This is a genomic window from Staphylococcus sp. MB377 (genome assembly GCF_001922505.1).
Lineage (GTDB): Bacteria > Bacillota > Bacilli > Staphylococcales > Staphylococcaceae > Staphylococcus > Staphylococcus haemolyticus.
In genome coordinates this window covers 1-1393 of sequence record NZ_MAON01000042.1, presented here as the reverse complement: position 1 = coordinate 1393, position 1393 = coordinate 1, and the positions used below count along the sequence as shown (strand labels likewise).

Below are 1393 nucleotides of genomic sequence, written 5' to 3'. Positions count from 1 at the left end.
CGGTACAAATGCCAATCGATAAAATGACACTCAATCAAAGGTTAAGTACACATCGAGTACAGATAGTTAACCGAATACGCAGAGAGTTATCTATCAGTCTTAGAAAAGGCGAAGGATATGCAACAATGGCAAATCGGATTAAGCCGATACTTGATGGTGATGCGAAGAAAGCCCAAATGGTTGCTTGGACAGAAAGTGCTAGGGTGCAAAACTTAGGTACTTATGACAGTGCTTCTCACGCTTTTGATGAAGGTGTATCAATGAAGAAGATTTGGATTTCTACATTAGATAAACGTACGCGTCCTACTCACCAAGCAGCAGATCATCAAAAAGTACCGTTTAAAGGATTATTTAAAGTCGGTGGTTATAGTTGCGAATATCCACATGATAGTAATTTACCTGCTAAAGAAGTTGTACGATGCCGCTGTACTTTCATTACTGAGGTAGCGGATGTTAGCTCATTCATTGAGAGAAGGGCCAGAAACCCAACTACAGGTAAGAATGAGGTGATTAGCGCAGTTAGTTACGAGGAATGGAAAGACTCTCTTGAATAATAAAACACACGAGGGCTTATAAAATACGAACTAAATAGGGTGTATTCATAGGAACTCAGAGGAGGAATAATAATGAAACAATTACAAAAGCAAGCGGAAGTACAGTTTTTAAAAGAAAGAGAACTAACAAAGTTACCGTTTCGTTTATCAAATCTGCAATTCTTTTCTGATCCTGCAATACCTGCAGATGAGACACTACAGAATGAACAAACATCACCTGCGGATGATATAAAAGATTCACTAGTTGAAGAGCAAAAAGAACCGCCAGTTGGTGAACAAAAAGAACCGAAATTAGATGATGCAACAAAAACATTTATTGAGAAGATGGTACAATCAGCGGAAGATAGAGTGCGCTCTAAATATTCGAAAGAACTGAATGCAACAAAAAAGGAATTAGAGAACTATAAAACCGCTTCTATGACTGCACAAGAGAAAGCTGAATATGAGATGAAGCAACTTCAGGAACAACTAGAAGAGCGAGAAAGAGTACTTCATCAGAAAGAAATGCAGAGTGTTGCATCAGATGGTTTATCAGCGGTTGGATTGGATCTTAAATTTGTAGATTTTGTTATTGGTTCAGATGTAGAAGATACAAAGGTTAGGGTGTCAAAGTTTAATGATTTATTCTCTACTGCATTGGAAGTAAAAGTGGCTGAAAAGTTTAAAGCTGCTGGCCGAGAAATCCATGTTAGTGGCGGAACTGGAGGGGGATTTACGAGAGAACAAGTAAATTCAATGAGCCAAGCTGAAATTAATGCGAACTGGGCACAAATTCAGAAGGATATGCGCAATTGGGGTAAGTAGTACGCACTAGGAAAGTTAAGTGATCTGAATAGTAC

The 1393-nt window shown here is 38.5% G+C and carries 2 protein-coding genes; both read left to right on the top strand.

Translation table 11 applies throughout. From position 1 onward, the window contains the following. On the top strand, positions 1-554 hold a 554-nt coding region (locus BB045_RS08560; protein ID WP_075140679.1), incomplete at its 5' end, for a phage head morphogenesis protein. A 72-nt stretch (positions 555-626) separates the two neighbouring features. Then, positions 627-1358 carry a DUF4355 domain-containing protein gene (locus BB045_RS08555; protein ID WP_071728189.1) on the top strand — a complete coding sequence of 244 codons (732 nt, stop codon included), beginning with the start codon at positions 627-629 and terminating at the stop codon, positions 1356-1358. Positions 1359-1393: the final 35 nt, after the last annotated feature.